Origin of the sequence: Pseudomonas reactans, assembly GCF_013385825.1 — a bacterium.
Taxonomy (GTDB): Bacteria; Pseudomonadota; Gammaproteobacteria; order Pseudomonadales; family Pseudomonadaceae; genus Aquipseudomonas; species Aquipseudomonas reactans.
On sequence record NZ_JACAPG010000017.1, the window covers coordinates 59,081 to 80,097 of the forward strand.

22 protein-coding genes are annotated in these 21,017 nt (G+C 61.1%); 16 read left to right on the forward strand and 6 right to left on the reverse strand.

Translation table 11 applies throughout. From position 1 onward, the window contains the following. Window positions 1-89 precede the first annotated feature (89 nt). The 5 genes from HX868_RS20145 (at window position 90) to argE (ending at window position 4,374) form a co-directional block, all read left to right on the forward strand. Window positions 90-692: a LuxR C-terminal-related transcriptional regulator gene (locus HX868_RS20145; RefSeq protein WP_177004170.1), complete on the forward strand. Its 603-nt coding sequence runs from the start codon at window positions 90-92 to the stop codon at window positions 690-692. An 84-nt stretch (window positions 693-776) separates the two neighbouring features. Next, window positions 777-2,108: a flavin-containing monooxygenase gene (locus HX868_RS20150; protein ID WP_425504236.1), complete on the forward strand. Its 1,332-nt coding sequence runs from the start codon at window positions 777-779 to the stop codon at window positions 2,106-2,108. A 25-nt stretch (window positions 2,109-2,133) separates the two neighbouring features. Beyond that, window positions 2,134-2,544, forward strand: a complete 411-nt coding sequence (locus HX868_RS20155) for a RidA family protein (protein ID WP_016969085.1) — start codon at window positions 2,134-2,136, stop codon at window positions 2,542-2,544. A gap of 10 nt (window positions 2,545-2,554) precedes the next feature. Next, window positions 2,555-3,232, forward strand: a complete 678-nt coding sequence (locus HX868_RS20160) for a DUF1028 domain-containing protein (protein WP_177004172.1) — start codon at window positions 2,555-2,557, stop codon at window positions 3,230-3,232. Continuing rightward, entirely contained in the window at window positions 3,229-4,374 is a 1,146-nt protein-coding gene (argE, locus tag HX868_RS20165) for an acetylornithine deacetylase (RefSeq protein WP_177004173.1), read from the forward strand. The genes HX868_RS20160 and argE overlap by 4 nt, the downstream gene beginning before the upstream one ends. 121 nt (window positions 4,375-4,495) lie before the next feature. On the opposite strand, the gene HX868_RS20170 is transcribed toward argE, so the two are convergent. Continuing rightward, window positions 4,496-5,407: a LysR substrate-binding domain-containing protein gene (locus tag HX868_RS20170; protein ID WP_033896676.1), complete on the reverse strand. Its 912-nt coding sequence runs from the start codon at window positions 5,405-5,407 to the stop codon at window positions 4,496-4,498. Between the two features lie 219 nt (window positions 5,408-5,626). Here HX868_RS20170 and HX868_RS20175 point away from each other — a divergent pair, with 219 nt between their 5' ends. The 8 genes from HX868_RS20175 (at window position 5,627) to HX868_RS20210 (ending at window position 14,018) form a co-directional block, all read left to right on the forward strand. Next, window positions 5,627-7,042, forward strand: coding sequence for a purine-cytosine permease family protein (locus HX868_RS20175; RefSeq protein ID WP_177004174.1), 1,416 nt, complete (start codon window positions 5,627-5,629; stop codon window positions 7,040-7,042). 159 nt (window positions 7,043-7,201) lie between these two features. Further along, the gene (locus tag HX868_RS20180) at window positions 7,202-7,693 is read left to right on the forward strand and encodes a GNAT family N-acetyltransferase (protein WP_177004175.1); all 492 of its coding nucleotides are present in this window, start codon (window positions 7,202-7,204) and stop codon (window positions 7,691-7,693) included. A 305-nt stretch (window positions 7,694-7,998) separates the two neighbouring features. Then, window positions 7,999-8,262, forward strand: a complete 264-nt coding sequence (locus tag HX868_RS20185) for a hypothetical protein (protein ID WP_095015827.1) — start codon at window positions 7,999-8,001, stop codon at window positions 8,260-8,262. 69 nt (window positions 8,263-8,331) lie between these two features. Beyond that, entirely contained in the window at window positions 8,332-8,757 is a 426-nt protein-coding gene (locus tag HX868_RS20190; RefSeq protein WP_177004176.1) for a GNAT family N-acetyltransferase, read from the forward strand. A 283-nt stretch (window positions 8,758-9,040) separates the two neighbouring features. Then, the gene (locus HX868_RS20195; protein ID WP_177004177.1) at window positions 9,041-9,553 is read left to right on the forward strand and encodes a sigma-70 family RNA polymerase sigma factor; all 513 of its coding nucleotides are present in this window, start codon (window positions 9,041-9,043) and stop codon (window positions 9,551-9,553) included. Beyond that, window positions 9,550-10,500 (forward strand): FecR domain-containing protein, encoded by a 951-nt coding sequence (locus HX868_RS20200; RefSeq protein ID WP_177004178.1) that lies wholly within the window; start codon window positions 9,550-9,552, stop codon window positions 10,498-10,500. The genes HX868_RS20195 and HX868_RS20200 overlap by 4 nt, the downstream gene beginning before the upstream one ends. 98 nt (window positions 10,501-10,598) lie before the next feature. Further along, window positions 10,599-13,061: a TonB-dependent siderophore receptor gene (locus HX868_RS20205; protein WP_095015823.1), complete on the forward strand. Its 2,463-nt coding sequence runs from the start codon at window positions 10,599-10,601 to the stop codon at window positions 13,059-13,061. Window positions 13,062-13,124: 63 nt separating this feature from the next. Further along, window positions 13,125-14,018, forward strand: coding sequence for an AraC family transcriptional regulator (locus HX868_RS20210; protein WP_177004179.1), 894 nt, complete (start codon window positions 13,125-13,127; stop codon window positions 14,016-14,018). Here the strand turns inward: HX868_RS20210 and HX868_RS20215 are convergent. Further along, window positions 13,960-14,547, reverse strand: coding sequence for a LysE family translocator (locus HX868_RS20215; RefSeq protein WP_028616617.1), 588 nt, complete (start codon window positions 14,545-14,547; stop codon window positions 13,960-13,962). The genes HX868_RS20210 and HX868_RS20215 overlap by 59 nt on opposite strands. A gap of 331 nt (window positions 14,548-14,878) precedes the next feature. Here HX868_RS20215 and HX868_RS20220 point away from each other — a divergent pair, with 331 nt between their 5' ends. Next, window positions 14,879-15,721 (forward strand): alpha/beta fold hydrolase, encoded by an 843-nt coding sequence (locus tag HX868_RS20220; protein WP_177004180.1) that lies wholly within the window; start codon window positions 14,879-14,881, stop codon window positions 15,719-15,721. Between the two features lie 69 nt (window positions 15,722-15,790). Here the strand turns inward: HX868_RS20220 and HX868_RS20225 are convergent, their stop codons facing one another. Beyond that, window positions 15,791-16,225: a winged helix-turn-helix transcriptional regulator gene (locus tag HX868_RS20225; RefSeq protein ID WP_177004181.1), complete on the reverse strand. Its 435-nt coding sequence runs from the start codon at window positions 16,223-16,225 to the stop codon at window positions 15,791-15,793. A 104-nt stretch (window positions 16,226-16,329) separates the two neighbouring features. Here HX868_RS20225 and HX868_RS20230 point away from each other — a divergent pair, with 104 nt between their 5' ends. Further along, window positions 16,330-17,028, forward strand: coding sequence for an SDR family oxidoreductase (locus HX868_RS20230; RefSeq protein WP_177004182.1), 699 nt, complete (start codon window positions 16,330-16,332; stop codon window positions 17,026-17,028). Here the strand turns inward: HX868_RS20230 and HX868_RS20235 are convergent. Further along, on the reverse strand, window positions 17,018-17,902 hold the full coding sequence (locus HX868_RS20235; RefSeq protein ID WP_177004183.1) for an NAD(P)/FAD-dependent oxidoreductase: 885 nt from the start codon (window positions 17,900-17,902) through the stop codon (window positions 17,018-17,020). The two genes, HX868_RS20230 and HX868_RS20235, sit on opposite strands and share 11 nt — an antisense overlap. 143 nt (window positions 17,903-18,045) lie before the next feature. Here HX868_RS20235 and HX868_RS20240 point away from each other — a divergent pair, with 143 nt between their 5' ends. Next, a complete protein-coding gene (locus HX868_RS20240) occupies window positions 18,046-18,483 on the forward strand; it encodes an Rrf2 family transcriptional regulator (protein WP_177004184.1) in 438 nt (145 codons plus the stop codon). A gap of 4 nt (window positions 18,484-18,487) precedes the next feature. Here HX868_RS20240 and HX868_RS20245 read toward each other — a convergent pair whose 3' ends face one another. Together HX868_RS20245 and HX868_RS20250 are read right to left on the reverse strand one after the other, a co-directional pair. Beyond that, window positions 18,488-19,933 carry a mechanosensitive ion channel family protein gene (locus tag HX868_RS20245; RefSeq protein ID WP_177004185.1) on the reverse strand — a complete coding sequence of 482 codons (1,446 nt, stop codon included), beginning with the start codon at window positions 19,931-19,933 and terminating at the stop codon, window positions 18,488-18,490. A 167-nt stretch (window positions 19,934-20,100) separates the two neighbouring features. Continuing rightward, window positions 20,101-20,967: a pirin family protein gene (locus tag HX868_RS20250; protein WP_177004186.1), complete on the reverse strand. Its 867-nt coding sequence runs from the start codon at window positions 20,965-20,967 to the stop codon at window positions 20,101-20,103. Window positions 20,968-21,017: the final 50 nt, after the last annotated feature.

Below are 21,017 nucleotides of genomic sequence, written 5' to 3' on the forward strand. Positions count from 1 at the left end.
CAAATCCAACATGTGCCACAGGCAGCCCCTGGGCGCAGTGGTAAGGTAGCATGCAACCGCACAGCCTTGCCCCAGGAAGGAGCACCCACATGACCGGTCGCATCATCATCGCCGACGACCACCCGATGTTTCGCGAAGCCATGCTGCGCACGGTGCAGCGCTTGCTACCGGACGCTGTAGTGCAGGAAGCCGGCGATCTGGACACGGTGCTCACACTGATCGGCGAAGGCGGCGAGGTCGACACCCTGATCCTCGACCTGCGTTTTCCTGGCTTGACCTGCATGAGCCAACTGGTCGACCTGCGCCAGCAACTGCGGCGCACCACGTTGATCGTGGTGTCGATGGTGGATGACCCGGCATTGATCGATCAGGTCATGGCCCTGGGCGCCGACGGCTTCATCGGCAAGAACATCGCCCCCGACGAGATTGGCCAGGCGCTACTGGCCATCCGCGAAGGCGAAGTGCTAGTCAAGTTCGCCCCCTCCGGCCTGCTGCCGCTGGACACTCACACCCTCACCGCCCGCCAGCAGGACGTGCTGCGCCTGATCGCCCAAGGCAAGACCAACAAGGAAATCGCCAAGGCCCTGGATATCTCGCCGTTCACCGTGCGCATCCATGTGTCGTCGCTGTTGCGTACGCTGGATGTGCCGTCGCGGGCCGCGGCAGCGGTGAAGTATTCCGGGGAGTTCTAGATGAGCTCTGCATCCGATATTTATGCTCACTTCCCAGCTTAATAATATTTTATTTATAACCCCCCTCCCCCTAGCCTTGAAGTCATGCAAACGCTGAATCCAACTGCATTACGCAAGGACAGAGACATGACTCAAGCAATAACAAAAACAGACACGCTGGTGGTAGGCGCCGGCCAAGCTGGCGTGGCCATGAGCGAGCATTTGAGCAAGCAAGGTGTGCCCCATCTGGTGCTGGAGCGCAGTCGTATCGCCGAGCGCTGGCGCACCGGCCGTTGGGATTCGCTGGTGGCCAACGGGCCGGCCTGGCATGACCGCTTTCCGGGGCTGGAATTCGACACGGTCGCGCCGGATGGGTTTGCACCGAAAGAGCGTGTGGCGGATTACTTTGAGGCTTATGCCCGCAAGTTCAATGCGCCGATCCGTACCGGCGTGGATGTGCTGTCTGTGGTGCGTAATGTCGGCCGCCCTGGCTTCACCGTGCACACCAGCGAAGGCGTGATCGAGGCCAACCGTGTGGTCGCCGCCACCGGCCCGTTCCAGAAACCGGTGATTCCGGCCATCGCGCCGAAAGACACCACGCTGCATCAGATCCACTCCGCCGACTACCGCAACCCCGCACAACTGCCGGCCGGCGCGGTGCTGGTGGTCGGCGCGGGTTCCTCCGGCGTGCAGATCGCCGATGAATTGCAGCGCTCGGGGCGTCAGGTATACCTCTCGGTCGGCGCCCACGACCGCCCGCCCCGCGCCTACCGCAACCGCGACTTCTGCTGGTGGCTGGGTGTACTGGGCGAGTGGGACCAGGCGGCCATGAAACCCGGCCGCGAGCACGTGACCATCGCAGTCAGCGGCGCACATGGCGGCAAGACCATCGACTTCCGTGAGCTGGCCCAGCAAGGCATGACCCTGGTCGGCCTCACGCACGCGTTCGATGGCAGCGTCGCCCGCTTCCAACCAAACCTGGTGGAAAACCTGGCACGCGGTGATGAAAACTACCTGGCCCTGTTGGATGCGGCTGACGCTTATATCGAGCGAAACGGCGTCGACCTGCCGCTGGAACCCGAAGCCCGTCGCGTGTTCCCTGACGCCGACTGCATCAAGCACCCGATCCTGGAACTGGACCTGACCAAAGCCGGTGTCACCTCAATCATCTGGGCCACCGGGTTTGCCGTGGACTACAGCTGGTTGAAAGTCGCCGCCTTCGACGAAGCCGGCAAGCCCCAACACCAGCGCGGTGTGTCCAGCGAGGCGGGGATCTACTTCCTCGGCTTGCCATGGCAATCGCGCCGGGGTTCGTCGTTTATCTGGGGCGTCTGGCATGACGCCAAATATGTGGCCGACCACATCGCCATCCAGCGTCAATACCTTGAATACCGCGAAACCGCCTCGGTGGTTCGTTCGTCCCCTGTCAGCGCCTGATCCCTTTATTGCCGGAGTTTTTCTGATGCCTACTCACACTCGCATCCGCATGTTCAACACCAAGGAAACCTACCCTAACCAGAGCCTGGACAACGACCTGTGCCAGGCCGTGCGTGCCGGCAATACCGTGTACGTGCGCGGCCAGGTGGGCACGGATTTCGAAGGTAACCTGATCGGCCTTGGCGACCCGCGCGCCCAGGCCGAGCAAGCCATGAAAAACGTCAAGCAACTGCTGGAAGAAGCTGGCAGCGACCTGTCGCACATCGTCAAGACCACCACCTACCTGATCGACCCGCGCTACCGCGAGCCGGTGTACCAGGAAGTCGGCAAATGGCTCAAGGGCGTGTTCCCGATTTCCACCGGGCTGGTGGTATCGGCGCTTGGCCAGCCGCAGTGGTTGATGGAAATCGACGTGATCGCCGTTATTCCCGAGTAAGGAGCCGCACATGACTTTTTCAATCGTCGGCCGTTGCGCCGAAACCGGTCAACTGGGCATCGCCATCAGCTCATCGAGCATTGCCGTGGGGGCTCGCTGCCCATGGTTGCGGCCTGGTGTGGGCGCGGTGTCGACCCAGAACATCACTCTCCCGGCCCTGGGCCCGGACGTGCTGGATTTGTTGGAACAAGGCCTCGCCCCCGCCGATGCGATCGACAAGGCCCTGACACGCAACGGCTACAGCCAGTACCGGCAACTGACGGCGATTGATCATCTGGGCCGCAGCGTGCACTTCAGCGGCAGCGAAACCCTCGGTACACATAATGCCGTGTCGGGCGAACAGTGCGTGGCAGCGGGCAATATGCTCGCCGACCGCGCGGTGATCGAGGCAATGGTCACGGCTTTTGAGCAAGGCGAAGGCCAGTTGGCCGATCGCCTGCTGGCGGCGATGCACGCCGCCATTGCCGTCGGCGGCGAAGCCGGCCCGGTGCATTCCGCCGCGCTGGTGGTGGTGGGCGAACTGACCTGGCCGATCATCAACCTGCGCGTGGATTGGGCCGATGAACAACCGATCCTTGAATTGCAAAAGCTCTGGGACGCCTATCGCCCGCAAGTGCAGGACTACATCGACCGCGCCCTCGCCCCGGACCGTTCCCCTGGCTACGGCGTGGCCGGAGACGACCGATGAACACCAGCCGCGAACTGCTGCAGACGTTGGTGGGGTTCGATACCACCAGCCGTGAGTCCAACCTGCAACTGATCGAGTTTGTACGCGATTACCTGGCGGGGTGCGGGGTGACCAGCGAATTGGTCTACAACGAAGCACGCAGCAAGGCCAACCTGTTTGCCAGTGTCGGTCCGGTTGAGTTGCCGGGGATCGTGCTGTCGGGGCACACCGATGTGGTGCCGGTGGACGGCCAGCCATGGACCGTGCCGCCGTTTGAACTGACCGAACGCGACGGCAAGCTGTTTGGCCGTGGCACCGCCGACATGAAGGGCTATATCGCCTGTGTGTTGGCGCTGGTGCCGGCGTTGATCGAGGCACCCTTGCGGATACCGGTGCATATCGCCCTGTCCTACGACGAGGAAGTCGGTTGCCTGGGCGTGCGTTCGTTGCTCGCGGTACTGGAGCAACGGCCGGTGAAACCGATGCTATGCATTATCGGGGAGCCGACCGAACTCAAGCCAGTGCTCGGCCACAAGGGCAAACTGGCGATGCGCTGCGATGTGCATGGCGAGGCGTGTCATTCGGCCTATGCGCCGTATGGGGTAAATGCGATTGAGCATGCTGCCGAGTTGATTGGCGAGTTGGGACGGATTGGGCAGCGTCTGCGGGACACCCAGGATGCACGGTTTGACCCGCCGTTCAGCACGGTGCAAACCGGTGTGATCAGCGGTGGCAAGGCCCTGAATATCGTTCCGGCGGATTGTCGGTTTGATTTTGAGGTGCGTGCGTTGCCGTCGCAGGACCCGTCCGAGGTGGCGGATGAGCTGAAGGCGTACGCCGAGCAGCAGGTGTTGCCACGCATGCAGGCAGTGAGTGCGCAGAGTGCAATACGGTTTACCGAGTTGTCGGCCTACCCAGGGCTGGTCACCGATGAGCGCAGCCAGGCGGCGGAGTTGATCGCGGCGTTTTCCGGTTCACGGGAGTTTGGCACGGTGGCGTTTGGTACTGAGGGTGGGTTGTTTGATGCGGTGGGTATTCCCACGGTGGTGTGCGGGCCTGGGAGCATGGACCAGGGGCATAAGCCGGATGAGTTTGTCAGCCTGGAGCAACTGGCGGGGTGCGATGCTATGCTGGGGCGGATGCTGGACTCGATTCGCATGTAATCCACCACTCCTTGTAGGAGCCGGCTTGCCGGCGAAAAACGAGAGGGCGCGGCGTTTTGTCTGGTTACCCGCGTTATCGTTGACGACCATCGCTGGCAAGCCAGCTCCTACAGGGGTTGTGTCAGCCGAGCAGGCGGGCGAGTTCTTCGCGGCAATAGTCTACGAAGAGCTGCACCGGCTTGGTCAGCGGTGCGCGGCGAAGCCAGACGGCTGACAAGCCTGAGCCGGTCACCGTTTCCGCCAACGGCACGCACACTACTTTCTGCCCATCGTAGGTGTACTCGGTGAACGGTTTTGTCACCAGAATCGAAAACCCGAACCCTCGCCCCACCATCCCCCGCACCATCTCGATCGACGGCGAGCTGAACACGATATTTGGCGTCAACCCACGCTCTTCAAAGATGCTCACAAAGTAGGTGCGGCTCGGCAGCACGTCCAGCAAGATCATCGGTTCCAGCACCAGGTCCGCCAGCGACACCTTGGCCTGCTGCGCGAAACGATGATCCGCCGGCAACAGCGCATAAGGCTGCTGCGGCGGCATCAAGGGCGTGGTTTCGATGGTCGCGCCCAGGTCATGTTCGAACAGCATCGCCACGTCGATACTGCCCGCCGTCAGCGCCTGCACCAGCTCCTGCTGCTCGCCATCACGTATGCGGATCTCCACCCCTGGCCAGCGCGCCTTGAAGCCGGCGATCAGGCGCGGCAGGTACAGCGGCGCCACGGTTTCAAAGCAGCCGATATCGATTTGCCCCGCCACCACGTCATTGTCCGCGAGGGCGTTCTGCTCGAACTCATGGGCTACGCGCAGCAGCTCCAGGGCCTTGCGATAGAAGCGTGCGCCGCTGGGCGTCAGCGACACCCCCTGGGCGTGATGACGGATAAACAGCTGCACGCCAAAGCTGTCTTCCAACTGCTTGATCGCCGTAGACACCGACGGCTGCGCGATGTACAGCTTGCGCGAGGCCTCGGCGACGCTGCCGCATTCGGCCGTGGTGACGAAATATCTGAGTTGGCGCAGGTTGTACGCAGCCATCGGGACCTCCAGAAACGTGAGACTTCGCCCGCTAAACAGGTGTAGGCAACATACCGGAGCGCAGCAAGGCTGCGAGCTATATTTTTTAAGGTCTATAGCAACAAACTTACTAATTTACCTCCCAGCGCCCATTGCAGATCATCACTCCAACAACAAAGCGCCGCGCACGTGGCGCACAGCGAAGTACGTCAACGTACTCACCTTGCCTTGGAGTTCGTCATGGTCACCACTGCAACATCCTCCGCCCCGCTTATCGAAAAACACACGATTGGATACGTGCCCCCGGAAGATCGCCATGGAAAGGTAAGAGACCTGTTCACCCTGTGGTTCGGCGGCAACATTGCGCCGCTGCCGATCGTCACGGGTGCGCTGGGTGTGCAACTGTTCCACCTTAACCTCCTCTGGGGCATCGTCGCCATCCTCGTCGGCCACCTGGTCGGCGGCGTGCTGATGGCGCTGCACTCAGCCCAGGGCCCGCAAATGGGCATCCCGCAAATGATCCAGAGCCGCGCCCAGTTCGGCTCACTCGGCGCCCTGCTGGTGGTGGTGATCGCCGGCGTGATGTACATCGGTTTCTTCGCTTCCAACATTGTGCTCGCGGGTAAATCCCTGCACGGCGTGGTCGACTCAGTACCGGTGCCGGTGGGCATCGTGATCGGCGCCATTGGTTCCGGGATCATCGGCATCATTGGCTACCGTTTCATCCATGTGCTTAACCGCATCGGCACCTGGGTGCTCGGCGCCGGGATCGTGCTGGGCTTCGGCTACATATTTACCCACGTACAGACCACCGACTTCCTGACACGCGGCGAATTCAACATCGCAGGCGTGCTGGCGACCGTGTCTCTGGCAGCGTTGTGGCAAATCGCATTCGCTCCCTACGTCTCCGACTACTCACGCTACCTGCCGGCTGACGTGCCGGTTGCGTCCACCTTCTGGACCACCTACCTCGGCTCGGCGCTGGGCTCCAGCCTGTCGTTCATCTTCGGCGCGGTCGCCGTGCTGGCGACGCCAGTGGGCATGGACACCATGGACGCGGTCAAACTCGCCACCGGCGCCATCGGGCCGTTGATGCTGGTGCTGTTCCTGCTCAGCGTGATCAGTCACAACGCCCTTAACCTGTACGGTGCCGTACTGTCGATCATCACCCTGGTGCAGACCTTTGCCTACCGCTGGATTCCAACGGCCAGAAGCCGCGTGGTGATCTCGATCCTGGTGCTGGCGGCCTGTGCGATTGCCGCGGTGTTTGCCTCCAAGGACTTCATCGGCCACTTCGTCGATATGGTGCTGGTGCTACTGGTGGTACTGGTGCCGTGGACGGCGATCAACCTGATCGACTTCTACGCGATCCATAAGGGCAAATACGACATTGCCTCGATCTTCCGCGTGGATGGCGGGATTTACGGGCGGTACAACCCGCAGGCGCTGTTGGCGTATGCGGTCGGCATTGTGGTGCAGATTCCATTTATGAACACGCCGCTGTATGTGGGGCCGATTTCGGAGCACATCAACGGGGCAGACTTGTCCTGGGTAGTGGGGTTGGTGGTGACGTCGCCGCTGTATTTCTGGTTGGCGAGTCGGGACAGTGCGTATAAGCGCCGGATGGAGGGAGGAAAATTGGTGGGGGGGATTTAACCCGGCTGTTTTGGATTGAGTTGTGAAGGAAACCCGCTTTGGCGGGTTTTCTGGTTGCAATGAGTGTGCTTTGGCTCCTACCGGCGATAGCGTTTCAGTGCCAGGCACGTGATGTTTCTCTATGATAGAAGCTTTCGCTTAGTGCCTCAGGAAACGCCCATGCCCGCCCTCACCTTCCGCAATGCCCTCCCCGCCGATGCTGCCCGGTGCTTTGAAATCGAGATTACCGCCTACGAAGGCGACGAAGCCGCGACACTGGAAAAAATCGCCACGCGCATTGCGCAGTACCCGCAAGGCTTTTTGATCCTGGAGGCCGAGGGCCAAACCGTGGGTTTCATCAACTGCGGTTGCGCCTATGACGTGGTGATGTCGGACGAGGCGTTCAAGGAGTTGGTGGGCCATTCGGCCGAAGCGCCGAATGTGGTGATCATGTCTGTAGTGGTCGACCCTGCGCAGCAGGGCAAGGGCTATTCCAAACTGTTGATGACCGAGTTTGTGCAGCGCATGCGTGGGATGGGCAAGCAGACGATTCATTTGATGTGTAAGGAGCAGCATGTGCCGTTGTACGAGCGCATGGGCTACCACTACACCAAACCCTCCCCTTCCGACCATGGCGCAATGGCGTGGCATGAGATGGTGATGGCGCTCTAGAGCACCGCAGGTGGGTTCCGGTTGTGTGTCGAGACATCTAAGGCGTGGCGACAGCTCAAGAGATCAATGTATTTCAATCCGCAAAAAAGCTGGGGCGCGGCTCCAATCTCTGACGCCAGACTTGAGTCCACACACGATAAACAAGACATGGCCTACAGTCTCACAACCGACTTTGTGAACGGACCCGAGGCTGGTTTCAGCCCGTTACATCCCCGTGAAAACACCTCATTGAATGCCTTCCCGGTGCTCGATAGCCTGCGATGCGCCCATCAGGGTATTTTTATCTTCATCACAGAGGTGCACGCATGTCTTCAATCGGTGGATTTAACCCTTTCGCTTCGAAGTATCAGGCATTCGAAATCGGCGGGATCGATAGCGACAAACCCAGGCATAACCCCCTTGATCAGTCAGCGGGAGATGATGCCGAATACTTCGATCACAAGACCCAAAGCTGGCAACCGACGCAGTCAGCCGGCAACGGACACTATGCGCCCCTTGGTGATCCTTACCGCGAGCCTATAGATTTCGAGATCAAGGCCGATGACGAGGGAGGCTGGCAGCGGGCGTAAGACCATTGGCGGCCCGAGGCAGTGCGCACCTGCCCGGGCCGTTCAACAAGCAACTGGTGAGATGCAACGATGACTGCACCTTCAATTGAAATCAGCGACCAACCCAACCCCGAAGCCGAGCGCATCCTTGGCAGCGGGCTGGCGGCATTTAACGAAAGCATCACCGGCTACAACGATCGCAGGCCGCTGATGGTGCTGATCAAAGACCCCGAAACGGATCAGATCCTCGGCGGCATTACCGGTAAAACCACGCTGGGCATGGCCTTTCTCGACCTCTTCCACCTGCCTGAACACCTGCGTGGCTCGGGGGTGGGCCGCCAATTGCTGCAAATCTTCGAAGACGAAGCCCGACGACGGGGTTGCCGCAATGCGGTGCTGTATACCCTAAGCTTCCAAGCGCCAGGGTTCTACGAGAAGTTCGGTTGGGTGAAATTCGGTGAAGTGCCCTGCGAACCAGAGGGCAGCAGCCGGGTGTTTCTGTCTAAACCGCTGTGAGAGTCGCTTACAACAGCGATAGCGGTGCGGATTGGTTTTTCCAGGAGTGAACTTGCTCACGAAAAACCAATAGGCGACACGGGCAGCCTGACAGCACTGCGTCATCATTCACGTTCTTCGCGAGCAAGCTCGCTCCTACAGTGAAGCTTCGTTCGTTTGGCGGAGCGGTTTTTGATCCTTTTCTCTAGCCCGATAGCAAACCAATATCATTTGCGTGCAGCCCCATGCTTTGCTTTAATCGCGACCAATTCTTATTTACACGCTTTTGAGCTGGACGGGCAGTGTGTCGACCTCTTTCACCCACCTCTACGGCACCCACCACAGCTGGCTGCTCGGCCTGCTGCGCCGACGCCTGAACGACCGCTGCGATGCCGCCGACCTGGCCCACGACACGTTTGTCAGGATTCTCAGCCGCCCACCGGCCGAAACCGACCCCGTACGCCAACGCTCCTACCTGGCCACCATCGCACGCGGGTTGTGCATCGACCATTGGCGCCGGCGCCAGCTCGAACGCGCGTGGCTGCAAACCCTGGCCGAACAACCGCAAGCGCTGCAACCGTCGCCGGAACAGCGGGCGATCATCGTCGAGACGCTGGTGGAGGTCGACGCCATGCTCGCGCGCCTGCCAAAAAACGTCAGCGAAGCCTTCCTGCTCGCCCAACTGCATGGCCTGCCTTACAAGCAAATCGCCGAGCAGCTTGGCGTGGGCGAGCGCATGGTCAAGAAGTACATGGCCCAGGCCCTGTTGCATTGCGCGATCCTGGAAGCCGAACTCGACGGAATGCTGGTGCTATGACCTCCCCCGGCAAGCTCAGTCACGCCAGCCTGGAGCAGGCGGCACACTGGTATGTGCGCCTGCAGGATCAGGGCAGCGCGCTGGAGCAACTGCGCTGGCAAGCTTGGGTCGCGCAGAACCCCGAACACCTGGCGGCCTGGCAGTATGTGCAGCGGGTCAGTCAGCGTTTTGCCCCGCTGCAGGAACAAGCCCAGAGTGCCAGCCGGGCCTTGCGGAGTTCGCGGCGTCAGACGCTCAAGACCCTGTTGGTGCTGTGCGGCGGCTCGGCGCTGGCCTGGGGAAGCTGGCGCAACACCGCCCTGCCGCGGCTGGTGGGTGGCTGGAGCGCGGACTATGCAACCACCAGCGGCGAAACACGCGATGCGCTGCTCGCCGATGGTAGCCATGTGTGGCTGAACGCATTGAGCGCGCTGGATGTGCGATTTGATACGAGGCAACGGTTGCTGCATCTGCGCTTTGGCGAGGTATTGATCGACACGGCCAAGGACGCCAGTCGGCCGTTCCTGGTCGACACTGAATACGGGCATATGCAGGCGCTGGGTACCCGTTTCAGTGTGCTGCAAGGCGACGATCACACCCAGCTCAATGTCTTCGAAGGCGGCGTGCAGGTCACCACCCAAGACCGGCAGGTGCGCATCATCGAAGCGGGCCAGCAAGCATCCTTCACCCGCGACGGCTTCAAGCCCATCACAACGGCCTCCCCGGCGCGGGAAGCCTGGAGCCGTGGTGTGCTGTTGGCGGACAACATGCCGCTTGGGCAGTTGATCGCCGAACTCAACCGTTATCGCCCAGGCCATCTGGGGTGCGACCCCGCGGTGGCGCAGTTGCCGGTGATGGGTTCGTTCCCGCTCAAAGACAGCGATCATGCCCTGCACCTGTTGCAGGCGGCGCTCCCGATTCGGGTCGACCGGCCGTTACCGTGGTGGGTATCGGTCGGCCCGCAGTAAAAAATCTTCAACCGCCAGTTCCCTTTTTCAACACTCGTTCGGTTAACCCTGCAGACGCTTTGAATTCGCCGATCGATTTGATCCAAAGGGAAACATCCATGTCGCAACCTGCTCGCTTCGCGCTGCGCCCATTGGCGCTGGCCACTTCGCTGTTCTGCCTCGGCGCGCCGATGGTACACGCCGCCGACTCGCCTTCGACCCAGGAAGCCGCCCGCCCATACCGCATCGCCGCCGGCTCCCTGGTCAGTGTGTTGAACAGCTTCGCCGAGCAGTCAGGCATTTTCATCGCCGGCCACAACAGCCTCGCCGCGGGCAAGACCAGCCCCGGCCTGAACGGCACCTACACCCCGGCGGCCGGCTTGCAGCGCCTGTTGCAGGGCAGCGGTTTGCAGGCCCTACCTCAGGGCAACAACGGCTACGTGCTGGAGTTGATCCCCGCCAACACCGGCGCGCTGGAGCTGGGCGCTACCACGATTTCCGGCCAAGACCTGGGCGCCACCACCGAAGAAACCCATTCCTACACCACCGGTTCCATGGCCTCGGCCACTGGCCTGCCGCTGTCGATGCGTGAAACCCCGCAGTCGGTAACGGTGATCACCCGTCAGCAGATGGACGACCAGGCCAGCAACAGCATCGCCGATACCCTGCGCCGCGCCCCCGGCGTCAGCGTGCAAAACTACGACAGCGAGCGCTGGGAGTTCTCTAGCCGTGGCCTGCCGATCACCAATTTCCAGTACGACGGCGTCAACTCCACCTACGACGGCGTGTATGACTATGGCACCACCAGCACCGACATGGCGGTGTACGACCACCTGGAAATCATCAAGGGCTCTGCCGGCCTGCTGAGCGGCTCCGGCGATCCTTCGGCCACGGTCAACCTGATTCGCAAAAAGCCCACGGCAGCGTTCAAAGCCTCGGTGACCCAGACCTTCGGTTCCTGGGACAATTACCGCACCGAAGGCGACATTTCCGGCCCGCTGACCGAGTCCGGTAACGTGCGCGGGCGTTTCGTCGGTGTGTACCAGGATCGCCAGTCGTACCTGGACCACTACCAGCACACCAAGGACATCGCCTACGGCATCCTCGAGGCCGACCTCACGCCCGACACACTGCTGACCTTCGGTATCGATCAGCAGGACACCCGCTCCCGCGGCGCCAGTTGGACCGGTTTCCCGATGTACTTCAGCGACGGCTCGCGCACGAACTTCTCGCGCTCATTCAACCCGGCCGCCGACTGGAGCCGTCGTGACTTCAACAACCAGACTATCTTCGCTTCGGTGCAACAGAAGCTGGCGAATGACTGGTCGCTCAAAGTCAGCCTCGACCGCAAGCGCAGCCAGCACGACACCCTGCTCGCCTCCGCCAGCGGCGGCAACCCAGACCCGGTCAGCGGCGAGAACATGTACATGTTCATGGGCAAGTACAAGGGCGACCAGGTGCAGAACACCCTGGACGTGAACCTTAGCGGGCCGTTCAACCTGTTCGGCCGAGAACACGAGTTGATCATGGGCTTCATGGCCACTCGCTCCAAACAGGATGTGCCGGTGTACGGTTCGGTGTACCCGCCCGTGGGCGGCAGCATCTTCGACTGGCACGGCGAATACGCCAAACCCGACATACCGCGCAGCGGCCAGAACGACATCGTGCAGCGCCAGACCGGCGCCTACCTGGCCACACGCCTGAAACCCACGGATGACCTGTCGGTGATCCTCGGCACCCGCGTCAGCAACTTCAGCGGCACCGACAACACCGATTTCTACGACCCGAGCAAAGCCGACAACCGCACCACTTATCACCAGAGCGGCGTGGTCACGCCCTATGCCGGAGTCGTCTACGACCTCAACGACACCTGGTCGGTGTACACCAGTTACACCCAGATCTACCGTCCGCAAAACAGCAAGGACGCCGACCGCAAGCTGCTTGACCCCATCGAAGGCGACACCTACGAGGCGGGGATCAAGGCCGCGTTCTACGAGGGCCGCCTGAACGCCAGCTTTGCGGCGTTCCGCATCGAGCAGGACAATGTGGCCGAGTACGTCTCAGGCTTCGAGACCGACTCGGTGTATCGCCCGATTGCCGGTGCGACTACCAAAGGTTTCGAGGCGGAACTGTCGGGTGAGGTGCTGGACGGTTGGAACCTCTCCGCGGGCTACACCTACCAGCACACCCGCGACGCCAACAATGGCTACGTGTACAGCTCGGTGCTACAGACCACCACGCCACAGCAAGTGGTGCGCCTGTTCAGCACCTACCGGCTGCCCGGCGCGCTGGAGAACGTCACCGTGGGCGGCGGTGTGAACTGGCAAAGCGAGTTCTTTGGCAATGTATTCCAGCCCGATCCAAACGATACGGTCAACTTCGGCCACAACTCGCGCATCACCCAAGACAGCTACTACCTGGTTGACTTGATGGCGCGCTACCGCTTCAACGAGCACTTGAGCACCACGCTGAATGTGAAGAACCTGTTCGATAAAAAGTACTACACCGGCCTGGGCAACTTCGGCACCGGTTTCTACGGCGAACCCCGCAGCCTGCAACTGGCGACCAAGTGGGACTTCTGAGATGACGACGGTGGAGGTCTGTGCAATGATCCCTTCACTCGCTCAAGGGAGGGACCCGCCGCCATGTCGCCGAACAGCCTCGCTCACCCCTCACGCTCGCCGCGCTTCTGGCGCGACGAGCGCCTGCCCTTCGTCGAAGCGCGCACCATCGCCGATGGGCGCAAGGTGACCTATAGCCGTCACGCGCATGAGCATTTCTCCATCGGCGTGGTCACCACCGGACGCAGCTATTACCACTACGGCGCCGACACGTTTGAGATCAGCGCCGGCACGGTGGTGTTGATGAACCCTGGCGACGTACACGCCTGCAACCCCATCGCCAATGAGCCGTGGTCCTACCAGATGCTGTACGTCGACACACCTTGGCTGACGGACTTGCAGCACCAGTTGGGGTTCGGCACGGACCAGGGTTACCGCCCATTCAGCACGCCCTACACCCGGGACACGGTGCTCTACGACGGCCTGTTGGAGTTGTACGAAATACTGGCGGATGAACAGGCCGAACACCTGCAAAAACAGAGCGCGCTGGTGAGTTACTTCACTGAAGTTCAACAGCGCCTCAACCCCTCCGACACGCCGTTGCGTGAGGTCAACCACAAGCTGGAACGCGCCGCCGACTACATCCGCGAACACTGCACCGACGCCCTCAAACTGGAAGATATCTGTGTAGCAGCCGAGCTTTCACCGTCCTACCTGATCCGTGCGTTCAAGCAGTATTACGGCCTGACGCCCCATGTATTCCTGGTCAACCAGCGTATCCAGTTTGCCCGCGCGCAATTGCGCCAGGGTGAACTGATCGCCGACGTCGCGCTGGCCGCAGGCTTTGCCGACCAGGCGCACTTCCAGCGCACCTTCAAGCAGCATTTCGCTGCCACGCCGGGGCAGTACCGCGACCGACTCAAGCCATCAATAAATAACCCACACTGGCCACCAGCAACGCGGCCATTGAGCGGTTGAACACGCGAACGCCCTGAGGGTTGCCGAGGTAGCGGCGCAGGAAGGTGCCAGCGTAGGCCCAGCACGCCACCGACAGGTAGCAGATCACCAGATAGAGCGCCGCAAACAGCCAGACCTGTGCGGCATCGCCATCTGCCACAAACAAGCCCATCCCCGCCACGCAGGCCAGCCACGCCTTGGGGTTGAGCCATTGCATGATCGCCCCATAGACCATCGACGGCGCCGTTGCGGCGCCCTCGGCATCCAGCCGGCCATCGTCCGCGGCCAGTTTCCAGGCCATGTACAGCAGAAAGGCCACCCCGCCCCACTGAATCAACTGGGTCAAAATCGGCCAGCGTACCAGCACCTCATGCAAGCCCAGGCCAATCAACACCAGCAGCAGCGTGAAGCCGACGGCAGCACCGAACACATGCTTCTGGCTGGCGACAAAACCGAAGCGAGCCCCCGAACTCAGCGCCACCACATTCACCGGTCCCGGCGTGATGGAGGTGGCCAAAGCGAAGGCGGCCATGGAAATGATCAAGCTCATTGCAATTCCCTTTTATTCGAAACCGTGATGGTGAGGCCACGGTAAACGGTGCGTTGCTCGGGGTATTGAACAAAATGACCCTCGTCGGATCAGCGACTCACCGGAAAAAGCCCACCGACTATTGGGCTGGCAACCACGCCCGGAAGCGAGACCCTGATCGATTGTGCCAAAGGCCTGATCACCCGCAAGGTCGTTTAGACGCTTTTATTCCATTGATATAACTGCATTTTTTTCTTTCAAACCGCTGGTTTTGATAGGCAAAAATGCGTATTTCCCGTACAGGAGCCGGTGCTAGAGTTCAGCCCCTACTCATCGCAAAGAAGGAACCGCTATGTCACGTCGCCTGTTGGCAGCTGCCTGCCTGATGCTGTCTTTTTCCGCTGCGCAAGCCGCTGAACGCTGGGAAACCCTGCCGCCGACTCCTGCCGCCGTGGCGGGCGCGAAAACCGGTTACGCTGCCGTCAACGGCATCAAGGTGTACTACACGCGCAGCGGCCATGGTTCTCCCGTGGTGCTGCTGCATGGCGGTTTGTCCAACTCCGATTACTGGGGCAACCAGGTCAAGGCGCTGGCGGCCAAGCACACGGTGATCAGTATCGACAGCCGTGGCCACGGGCGCAGTTCGCGGGATGACAAACCCTACGGTTATGACCTGATGGCCGACGATGTGGTGGCCGTGCTCGACCACCTGAAGATCCCCCGCGCCGATATCGTCGGTTGGAGCGACGGCGCCATCATCGGCATCGACCTGGCCCTGCGTCACCCGGACCGTATCGGTAAAGTATTCGCCTTCGCCGCCAACACCCAGACTTCGGGTGTGAAGGACGCCGTGGAAAAAAATCCGACCTTCGCCGCCTTTATCGAACGCGCGGGCAAGGAGTACGCCAAACTGTCGCCGACGCCTAAAGAGTACGACGCGTTTGTCGAGCAGATCAGCCATATGTGGGCCAGCCAGCCGAACTGGACCGACGCGCAACTGCAAAGCATCAAGACGCCAATCCTGATTGCCGACGGCGACCATGACGAAGCGATCAAGCGCGAACACACCGAGTACATGGCAGCGACCATTCCCGGTGCTGGCCTGTTGATCCTGCCGAACACCAGCCACTTTGCGTTCCTGCAGGACCCGGCGTTGTTCAATGCGGCAGTACTGGGCTTCCTCGACAGCAAATAGACGCTGTACCCCGTGGGCGCGCCTCACGCGCGCCCACAGTTCCAGCGCTTGGTGGACGCCTGAGCCATTTCAAGCCACGGGCATTTGGGTGACGATATCGCCGATGCCCAACACGCGTCCGTCCTCAGCGACGATCTCGACCTTGCGCAGCGGCTTGAGCGAGCGCGCATCCAGCACTTGAGCCCCGACATCTTCAGGCTCGGTGTAGGTTTGACCCCACTGCGCCAGCGTCACCAGCACCGGCATCAGCGCACGGCCCTTGTCGGTGAGTTGGTATTCACTGCGCGCGCCGACTTCACTGGTTTGCAACAGGCCTTGCTCGACCATGTCCTTCAACCGCGTGGCGAGAATGTTTTTCGCCACGCCCAGGTGCTTCTGGAAGTCGCCAAAGCGCGTCATTCCGGCGAACGCATCGCGGATGATCAACAGCGTCCACCAGTCACCCACCACGTCCAGCGCGCGAGCCACCGGGCAGCCATCACCTTCCAGGCATTTGCGTTTCATCGTCAGCCCTCCAGGCGTTCGTAAAATAAGGTTGCATTATAGGACCGAAAGGCACAGGATAAAAACGGTTTCATTATTAAACCTATTATTGCCTGGAGCTGATCATGGATATTCGCGGAAAAGTGGTATTAGTGACCGGTGCCAATCGTGGCCTCGGCAAAGCTTTCGTCACCGCCTTGCTGGAAGGTGGTGCGGCCAAGGTCTACGCCGGCGCGCGGGACCCAAGCAGTGTGAACATCCCCGGCAGCACACCGGTTACCCTGGATATCACTGACCAGGCCAGCGTGCAGCGCGCTGCCGCAGAGTGCGCCGACGTGGACGTGGTGATCAACAATGCGGGGTTCCTCAAGTACGGCTCGTTGCTGGCTGAAGACAGCATCGAGAACCTGCAGCAGCACTTCGAAGTGAACACCTTCGGCACCCTGCGCGTCAGCCGGGCCTTTGCGCCGATCCTGGCCAAACAGGGCGGCGGTGCGCTGATCAATGTGCTGTCGGTATTAAGCTGGCTAAGCCCTCCGGGTGCCGGTGGCTACAGCACGTCCAAATCCGCCCAATGGGGCCTCACCAATGGTTTGCGTGGCGAATTGCGTGAGCAGAACACCCTGGTGATCGGCGTGCACCCCGCCTATATCGACACCGACATGGTGGCCGATGTACAGGCACCGAAGAGCACGCCCCAGGAGGTGGTCGCCCTGACCCTGCAGGCCCTTGGCGAAGACCGTGAGGAAGTGTTGATCACCGAGATGACCCATGCGGTAAAAGCCTCGTTGTCCACGGACAGCCCGGTGTACCTCAACCGTTGATCAACGAAAAATGCGCGCCGACTCCGGCGCGCACGCCTTCCGCCACGGCCAGCGCTACGGATCCGGCTGCGAGGGATGCATCGCCACAGGCAAACACGCCAGGCATGGATGTCTGGCGCATGTCATTGGTGTGCAGGTAAGCACCGGTGGGGCCGTCGACCAACTCACAGCCCAGTTGCGCCGCCAAAGGGCTGATTTGGGTGCGAGACATCGTAAAGATGCCGTCGAGGCTGAACACTCGGCCATCGTCCAGCTCCAGGTCGGCTCGCTCGCCGAAGATGCGCCGTACCGCGCCGCTTTCCACGCTGACCCCACGCCGATCCAACTGCGCCTGTTGTTCGGTATCCGGGGTGAACACGCCCTGGGTGAACAACGTGGTGGTGCCCCAGTCCGGCAGCATCAGTGCGTGGTGCATGGCCAGGGGTGAAGTTGCCAACACACCGATGCGGCCTTTGTCCAGCTCGTAGCCGTGGCAGTAAGGGCAATGGAAAACATGCTTGCCCCACCGCTGTTCGAGGCCTTCGATGGCGGGCAACGTGTCCACTACTCCAGTGCCCAGGATCAAGCGTTTGGCGTGAAAGGTACCCTTGCATTCGCTGCGAACGGCAAACCCTTGTGATTCTGCACTCGCCTCAATCACGCTGTCTTGCACCCAAGTGACCGTCGGGTACCGCATCAATTGGCTGCGGCCTTGAGCAACGATGGCCTCCGGCGCCTGGCCATCCTGGCCGAGGAAACCGTGAGACGTTGCCGCAAAACGATTGCGCCGTTGCCCCGCATCAACCACCAGCACCTGGCGTCGCGCCCTTGCCAGTTGCAAGCCCGCTGACAGACCGGCATAGCTGCCGCCCACGATAATGACGTCGTACATCATGATGGTGATCCCTGCTTTGTGCATCCGGTTGTCCGAACGCTTTCACGACACACCATATGTTACGTGAAAATACTGCGTCAAGGTTCTCGCAACTTTTTAGGTTACGAACGATACTTTCGTCCGGACCACCCTGAGGTTTTTTGATGAGAAATGACACCCGACTGTCGCGCATGCTCCACGTACTGATCCACATGGGTCGCCATGAAGAGCGCGCAACCTCGGAGACTATCGCGCAAATGCTCGGCACCAACCCGGTTGTGGTGCGGCGCACACTCGGGCTGCTCAAGGAAAAAGGTTATGTACGCTCAGAGAAAGGTCACCAGGGCGGCTGGAGCCTGGGTAAGCCCCTGAGTGAGATCACCTTGCTGGAGATTCACAACGCCCTGGGCACGCCGTCGATATTCGCCATCGGCCTGTCGACCGACCACCCGCAATGCCTGGTGGAACAGGCGGTGAACGCAGCGCTGACCGATGCCTTTGACCAGGCTCAGTCGTTATTGCTGGCGCGGCTGGGGGATGTAACGCTGGAACAATTGGCGAATGACTTTGACCAGCGCTATCGCATCGTCATGGCGCGTTGACCGGCTACAACCCCCGATTGCGCAACCATTGCAGGAAACCCTTCTTGACGGGTACCACCGGCGCGTCCTGAGTCAAGGCCTGCGCGGCGTGCAGACGAAAATCCAGCAAGGTTTTCATGGCCTCGCTGATGTCGTGCCGCGCATCCAGGCAGGGCTTCAAGTATTCCTTCTCGATGCGGTACAGGGTGCAGAAAGTCTTGGCCGAGAAATCCGCCAGCGCCGCCTGGTCTGACAGAATACCCGCCTCGCCAATCACCTCCGCCGGCCCCATACGCCCGGCTTCGAACTTGTGACCGCCCTTGGTCAGCATCACCGAGACCACCCCGGATTCGACGATAAACAAATGATCACTGACCTCCCCGGCCGGCAGGATCATCTCGCCGGCACGGTAGGTGTGCAGGGTCATGTTCTGGCTGAAGGTGTCTTTTTCTTCCTGACGCAGGGTGGAGAAAATCGACGAACGCTCCAGCAACGCGCGCGCCGCAGACATTGCCGGCGGTGCACTGCTTTCAGTGGCCGACAGCAGGCCGACGCCCGCCGCTTGCAGGTGACGGAAGGCCAAATCGTAAAGCTGGTTGCGCACTTCACGCTTAAGGGTCATGGCCGGTACAAAACCGCTGATTTCATACTCGACGCCACCACTGGCCGAGGTCTTGAACGCCACACTCGGCGCCGGCTTGCCCAGCAGCGGCCGACACCCCTGCATCGCCCGCTCCAGCGCTTCGATCACGGTTTGCGGACGCGCATGGGGGCTGACTTGTAGGCTAACCGAGAGGCCGAACATGTCCGCCGGGCGCGAGAAATTGATGATCTTGGCCTTGGCCGCCAGGGAGTTGGGGATCACCGCCAGGCTGCCCTGGGAGGTTTGCAGGCGCGTAGCGCGCCAGTCGATGTCGGTCACCCGACCTTCGGTGCCGTCGATGGAGATCCAGTCATCGATCTGATACGGCTTGGTGGTGTTGAGCACGATCCCGGAGAACACATCGCTCAACGTGCTTTGCAGCGCCAGGCCGACAATGATCGCCACCGCGCCGGAAGTAGCGAGCACGCCCTTGACCGGCAAGTCGAGCACGTAGGCCATGGCGGCGATGATCGCGATCAGGAAGATCACGGCGCCAACCAGGTCCTGTAACAGGCGCCCGGTGTGCCCGACCCGCTGCATCATCACCGCACCGAGCAACACCGTCAGCGTGCGCGCCGCGAACAGCCACCAGCCGATCTGCAAGGCAGTGGCCGCCAGGTGCAATGCGGTGTTGTCCGCATAGGGTGCCATTTGCATGGGGTTCATGCCGTCGTTGAACAGCACGGCGCTGTACACGGCAAAGATCGCCAACCGCGCCGCGAGCTTCCAGTTGGCGAGGTTGACGGAAATAAGGCGCCACACGGCGATGTCGATAAAGATCAGCGCCAGGGCGCACAGCATCGGGTGATCAGCGATAAATGAGGGCATCCAGGCGACTCCAGGGCGAATGCCGTGAAGATCGCATGAAATGAGAGCGCAGCAAACAAAATGTAGGAGCCGGCTTGCCGGCGATGGCATCGACTCGGTACTTGAGGCACACCGGGGTGATGCCATCGCCGGCAAGCCGGCTCCTACAAGGGTTTTACGGTGAGCCGTTAGATCTGCATCTGGCCAAATTTACCGGACTGGAAGTCCGCAAACGCCTGGTGAATCTCCTGCTCGGTATTCATCACAAACGGCCCATGCCCGACGATGGGTTCGTCGATGGGTTCGCCACTGAGCAGCAACACCTTGGCGTCGTCATTGGCCTCCAGCGTCAGTTGGCGACCATCACGCTCAAACAGCGCCAATTGCCCTTGGCGCGCGACTTCCTCGCCATTGACCAAGACCGTGCCGCGCAGGATCACCAGGGCGGTGTTACGCCCTTCGTGCAGGTCCAGCACGACGGGTTTGCCGGCGTTGAGGCGCAAGTCCCACACGTCGATAGGCGTAAAAGTGCGGGCCGGGCCTTGGGTGCCAGCAAACTCGCCAGCAATCAGGCGCAGTTGCCCGGCGTCGTTGGCCAACGGCAGTACCGGAATGTCGCCATCGACAATCGTCTGGTAACCGGCGTCGGCCATTTTGTCCTTGGCCGGCAGGTTGACCCACAGTTGCACCATCTCCAGCGCCCCGCCGCTACGGGCAAACGCTTCGGAGTGGAACTCTTCGTGGAGAATGCCTTTGGCGGCCGTCATCCATTGCACGTCGCCGGGGCCGATGGTGCCACCGGCGCCGGTGGAATCGCGGTGTTCGACTTCGCCATCGTAGACGATGGTCACGGTCTCAAAGCCGCGATGAGGGTGTTGACCGACGCCGCGACGTTGTTCGGTCGGCGTGAAATCCGCCGGGCCGGCGTGATCCAGCAACAGGAATGGGCTGATGTGCTTGCCCATGGTGTCGTAGGAAAACAGCGTGCGCACCGGGAAACCGTCGCCGACCCAATGGCCGCGAGGGCTGGTGTAGATGCCGATAAGCTTTTTCATGGTGTACCTCCAAAGTGCATACACCATAAGGCTGCTGACCGTTGGGCACT

Excerpts from the sequence above, each read along its gene's own strand:
- HX868_RS20250 (WP_177004186.1), bottom strand. The coding sequence starts at position 20,967 with ATGAAAAAGCTTATCGGCATCTACACCAGCCCTCGCGGCCATTGGGTC.
- HX868_RS20205 (WP_095015823.1), top strand. The coding sequence starts at position 10,599 with ATGTCGCAACCTGCTCGCTTCGCGCTGCGCCCATTGGCGCTGGCCACT.
- HX868_RS20225 (WP_177004181.1), bottom strand. The coding sequence starts at position 16,225 with ATGAAACGCAAATGCCTGGAAGGTGATGGCTGCCCGGTGGCTCGCGCG.
- argE (WP_177004173.1), top strand. The coding sequence starts at position 3,229 with ATGAACACCAGCCGCGAACTGCTGCAGACGTTGGTGGGGTTCGATACC.
- HX868_RS20160 (WP_177004172.1), top strand. The coding sequence starts at position 2,555 with ATGACTTTTTCAATCGTCGGCCGTTGCGCCGAAACCGGTCAACTGGGC.
- HX868_RS20220 (WP_177004180.1), top strand. The coding sequence starts at position 14,879 with ATGTCACGTCGCCTGTTGGCAGCTGCCTGCCTGATGCTGTCTTTTTCC.
- HX868_RS20235 (WP_177004183.1), bottom strand. The coding sequence starts at position 17,902 with ATGATGTACGACGTCATTATCGTGGGCGGCAGCTATGCCGGTCTGTCA.
- HX868_RS20170 (WP_033896676.1), bottom strand. The coding sequence starts at position 5,407 with ATGGCTGCGTACAACCTGCGCCAACTCAGATATTTCGTCACCACGGCC.
- HX868_RS20210 (WP_177004179.1), top strand. The coding sequence starts at position 13,125 with ATGTCGCCGAACAGCCTCGCTCACCCCTCACGCTCGCCGCGCTTCTGG.
- HX868_RS20200 (WP_177004178.1), top strand. The coding sequence starts at position 9,550 with ATGACCTCCCCCGGCAAGCTCAGTCACGCCAGCCTGGAGCAGGCGGCA.
- HX868_RS20230 (WP_177004182.1), top strand. The coding sequence starts at position 16,330 with ATGGATATTCGCGGAAAAGTGGTATTAGTGACCGGTGCCAATCGTGGC.
- HX868_RS20245 (WP_177004185.1), bottom strand. The coding sequence starts at position 19,933 with ATGCCCTCATTTATCGCTGATCACCCGATGCTGTGCGCCCTGGCGCTG.
- HX868_RS20190 (WP_177004176.1), top strand. The coding sequence starts at position 8,332 with ATGACTGCACCTTCAATTGAAATCAGCGACCAACCCAACCCCGAAGCC.
- HX868_RS20215 (WP_028616617.1), bottom strand. The coding sequence starts at position 14,547 with ATGAGCTTGATCATTTCCATGGCCGCCTTCGCTTTGGCCACCTCCATC.
- HX868_RS20180 (WP_177004175.1), top strand. The coding sequence starts at position 7,202 with ATGCCCGCCCTCACCTTCCGCAATGCCCTCCCCGCCGATGCTGCCCGG.
- HX868_RS20185 (WP_095015827.1), top strand. The coding sequence starts at position 7,999 with ATGTCTTCAATCGGTGGATTTAACCCTTTCGCTTCGAAGTATCAGGCA.
- HX868_RS20175 (WP_177004174.1), top strand. The coding sequence starts at position 5,627 with ATGGTCACCACTGCAACATCCTCCGCCCCGCTTATCGAAAAACACACG.
- HX868_RS20145 (WP_177004170.1), top strand. The coding sequence starts at position 90 with ATGACCGGTCGCATCATCATCGCCGACGACCACCCGATGTTTCGCGAA.
- HX868_RS20150 (WP_425504236.1), top strand. The coding sequence starts at position 777 with ATGCAAACGCTGAATCCAACTGCATTACGCAAGGACAGAGACATGACT.
- HX868_RS20155 (WP_016969085.1), top strand. The coding sequence starts at position 2,134 with ATGCCTACTCACACTCGCATCCGCATGTTCAACACCAAGGAAACCTAC.
- HX868_RS20240 (WP_177004184.1), top strand. The coding sequence starts at position 18,046 with ATGAGAAATGACACCCGACTGTCGCGCATGCTCCACGTACTGATCCAC.